The following is a 3,568-nucleotide window of genomic DNA, read 5'->3' on the forward strand; positions in this document are numbered from 1 at the left end:
CGGCGGCCACCGCCGCCTCGGCCGGGGCCGGCTGCGGCGCCCCCGCCTCGAAGGCCGTGCGCCGCTCGGGAAGCAGGCTCAGCACCGCCGCGCGCTGCGCCTCGCTGGTGGCGTCGTCGTACGGGTCGGGCGTGGCCGGGACCTGGATGCGCAGCACGGGGCCGGTGCCGAAGCGGGCGTAGCCGCGTCCGGGCGGGGCGTCCGGCGGCGGGGTGGTGTGCGGGTCCGTGCCGAGCACCGAGGCGATCTGGGCGGGGGAGCAGTGGCCCAGGACGACCCGCGCCCTGGTGTGGCTCCGGACCCACTCGCCGAGACCGTCGAGGTGGTCGAACGCCTCGGCCAGCACCACGACGACGCCCGCGGCCCGGCCGTGGCGCAGCGGGACCTGGAGGAGTTCCGCCGGGCCGGGGCCGCCGTCGCCGGCCGGGCGGGCGAGCGCGCTGGGCCGGTCCAGCAGAATCCACAGCGGCCGCAGGCAGTCCTCGGGGACCGGGTCGCCGGCCTGCCGGGCGCGGTTGGCCTCGATCAGCCGGCGCTCCGTCTCGTTGGCCGCCCACTCCAGCGTGGAGAGCGCGCCGGCCGGTCCGCACTCGACGGCCAGGACGCCCTCGCGCCCGGTGAAGCAGGCGTACTCGCCGGTGCCGCTGCCCTCGACGATCAGGATGTCGCCGTGCTGGAGGGCCTGGAGGGCGATGGACCGCAGCAGGGTGGTGGTGCCGCTGCCGGGCTGCCCCGCGACCAGCAGGTGCGGTTCGGTGGAGCGGGCGCCGGTGCGCCAGACGACGCCGGGCGCGTCGCGGGTGCCGGCGCCGTCGCTCACCGGGACGGTGCGGCGTACGGCGTCCTCGTCGGTGAAGCCGAGGACCGTCTCGCCGGGGGCGGTGACGAAGCGCTGGGCGGACAGCGAGGTGGGCAGGGCGTCGAGCACGCTCATCAGGAGCCGGTTGCCCTCCTCGTCCCAGCCGAAGTGGTACTCGCGGCCGCGCCCGGACTTGGCGTGCAGCAGCTGCTCGATCCGGGACCGGGACTCGGGCTCGCTGTCGGTGAAGTACGCGGGGTAGGCGACCCGGAGGCGCGAGACGCGGCCGTCGCCGTCGAACGCGAAGTCACTGAAGACCTTCTCCCACTCGCCGCCGTGGCGGTACAGCGGATCGGGGTCCTCGGCCGCCGCGAAGTACGGCACGAGCGCCTCGTACAGGGCCCGCAGCCGCGCGGTCTCCGCCTCGTCGGGGCCGGTGCGGACGGGGGTGCGGTCCCGTCCCTTCCAGGCGGCGGCGCCCATCACCGCGACCAGGGCCGTCAGCGGCCCGTACGGGGCGAGCGCCACCACGAGGACGCAGGCCGCGACGAGGAACAGCGTGGGACCACGCCGGTCCTTGGGCGTCGCGGCCCACTTCTGCCGTCCCGCGCCGGCCAGCAGCCGCAGACCGCGCGTGAGCGTGATCAGCGGATGGAGCACGTCGGTGGCGCTGTCGGCGGCCGTGCGCGCGAAGTCTCGACCGCGAATGATCGAAGCGCTGCCGCTGCTCAGAATGCGGGGGAGTGGTCGCCGGGCCACATCTGTCTCCTGTGTCTCCTGAAGGCCGGTGCGGGGGCGGACGGTCAGAACTTGATTCCGCCCAGGAGGCCGGCCAGGCTCGCGCCGCCCGCGGTGATGCTCGGTGCGATGGCGGTGCCGGCCAGGTAGAAGCCGAACAGGGCGGTGACGAGGGCGTGCGACGCCTTGAGTCCGTCCTTCCTGAAGAACAGGAAGACGATGATGCCGAGGATGACGACGCCGGACATGGAAAGAATCATGAGGTTCTCCTGGTCGGGGGGACGGTCACCATGAGTCCTTCCAGGCTCACCCCAAGTATCCGTAGGATAAAAGGCGCAACCGGGTGAAAAGGCGGATTATCCACTCGACCGGCGGACGCCGAGCCCGCGCCGGTCCGCACGCCCGTCCGGGCAGTACCCTGTCGGTTCACTCGCACGGCCCCCGCCGTGCACCCCCCGGCCGCCCGAGGCGGCCCGAGCAGCGAAGGAAGGCGGCCCCGCAATGAGCGAAACCCCCGATCCCGAGGTGGTGGAGCTGGCGTCCAAGGTGTTCGACCTGGCGCGCGGCGGCGACACCGACGCCCTCGCCGCCTACGTGGACGCCGGAGTGCCCGCCGACCTCACCAACGACCGGGGCGACTCGCTGCTCATGCTCGCCGCCTACCACGGGCATGCCGCCGTCGTCACGGCCCTCGCCGCCCGGGGCGCCGACCCGGACCGGGCCAACGACCGCGGCCAGACCCCGCTCGCCGGCGCCGTCTTCAAGGGCGAGGCGGACGTGGTCCGCGCCCTCCTCGACGCGGGTGCCGATCCGGCCGCCGGAACCCCCTCCGCCGTGGACACCGCACGCATGTTCGGCAAGGCCGACCTGCTGGAACTCTTCGGCGCCCGCTGAACGGGTTCGTCGTAAATGTGGTCGCGGTGGCGAAATGGCTGGGTCATCATGACGTCGCGGGCCCGATCCGGGCCACCCGACGAGAGGCAGAGGAAGATGCTCTACACCAGGCAGAAGACGGCGGTCGGCGAATCATGTTGCTGCGCGGCCTAGCGCTCTTTCCCGGAGCGCGTGGAACTGCACAGTCCCGGTTGCGTCGACAGCTTGATGTGAGGCTTTCCCCATGTTCGATCCGTTCATAGCGCCGAGCGGCACCCTGCTCGGCCTGCTGCAGAGAGGCCGCGGCGACGGCACGCTCCACGCGCTCGCCGCCCCTCGCCCAGAGGCCCTGGCGGCGCTCAACCACTGCGTCCTGAGCGACCCCCGCCACGACTGGCAGGCGGAGAACCGCTCCCTCTACTACGCACGCCTCTTTCTCGACCTCGACGGCGGCATCGAGGAGATCGAGCGGCACCTCACCGATCCCGAGGACCACCTCGACACGGACGACTCACGGACCGGCCTCGCCCTGTCCGTCCTCGGTCACCTCGCCTCCTACGGCCGCGGCGACGCCCTCGCCCTGCTGCGCCGCTACGCCGCGACCGGCTCCAACTGGGCCTGGGCCCTGGACGAGCTGGCGCTGCGCGACGACGACACGGGACTGCGCTCCCTCGCCGAACCCGTGCTCGCCCGCTTCCCCGACGACGCCGAGGGCCGCGCCGAGCTGGCCGCCACCGTGCGCGACGCCTACGAGCCCCGCCCCTGGCGGCTGTGGGCCGACGACCCGCGACCTGCCGTCGGCGCCCGCGTCCGGGCCGCCTCCGAACAGGGCTCCTTCGACCGCTGGCAGCGCCAGATGCGCCCCGGCGGACCCCGCCCCGGCTGGAGCGTCCAGGCGGTCTTCGACTGGGCCCGGCACGGCCTCGAACGCGGCAGCGCCCTGCACGTACCCGCCGCCCGCTGCCTCGCCGCCGTCGCGGGACCGGAGGACCGCGCCGAGATCGTCGAGGCCGCCCGCAGCGGACCCGACGCCGCCCGCTGCACCGCCCTCCACTACCTGGCCGCCGAGGTCCGCGACCCCGTCGCACTCGACCTCATCGAGGCCGCCGCCACCGGACACGAGGGCCCCGTGGCCGACGCCGCCGTCGCCGCCTTCGA

The 3,568-nt window shown here is 74.2% G+C and carries 3 protein-coding genes and 1 pseudogene; 2 read left to right on the plus strand and 2 right to left on the minus strand.

Annotated elements, in window-relative coordinates; translation table 11 throughout:
• Together MHW47_RS33465 and MHW47_RS33470 are read right to left on the minus strand one after the other, a co-directional pair.
• The coding region (locus MHW47_RS33465) for a hypothetical protein (protein WP_239227608.1) at positions 1 to 1,558 on the minus strand (1,558 nt) is incomplete at its 3' end.
• A gap of 44 nt (positions 1,559 to 1,602) precedes the next feature.
• Positions 1,603 to 1,797: a hypothetical protein gene (locus MHW47_RS33470; RefSeq protein ID WP_018103962.1), complete on the minus strand. Its 195-nt coding sequence runs from the start codon at positions 1,795 to 1,797 to the stop codon at positions 1,603 to 1,605.
• A 241-nt stretch (positions 1,798 to 2,038) separates the two neighbouring features.
• On the opposite strand from MHW47_RS33470, the gene MHW47_RS33475 reads away from it, so the two are divergent.
• Positions 2,039 to 2,431 (plus strand): ankyrin repeat domain-containing protein, encoded by a 393-nt coding sequence (locus MHW47_RS33475; protein ID WP_239227609.1) that lies wholly within the window; start codon positions 2,039 to 2,041, stop codon positions 2,429 to 2,431.
• A gap of 223 nt (positions 2,432 to 2,654) precedes the next feature.
• Positions 2,655 to 3,568: pseudogene (locus MHW47_RS33480) on the plus strand (HEAT repeat domain-containing protein); the annotation flags it as partial.

The organism is Streptomyces sp. OfavH-34-F (genome assembly GCF_022347745.1).
Classification (GTDB): Bacteria; Actinomycetota; Actinomycetes; order Streptomycetales; family Streptomycetaceae; genus Streptomyces.

Bases quoted from the DNA above. Each gene is read 5' to 3' on its own strand.
- MHW47_RS33475 (WP_239227609.1), top strand. From the start codon at position 2,039: ATGAGCGAAACCCCCGATCCCGAGGTGGTGGAGCTGGCGTCCAAGGTG.
- MHW47_RS33470 (WP_018103962.1), bottom strand. From the start codon at position 1,797: ATGATTCTTTCCATGTCCGGCGTCGTCATCCTCGGCATCATCGTCTTC.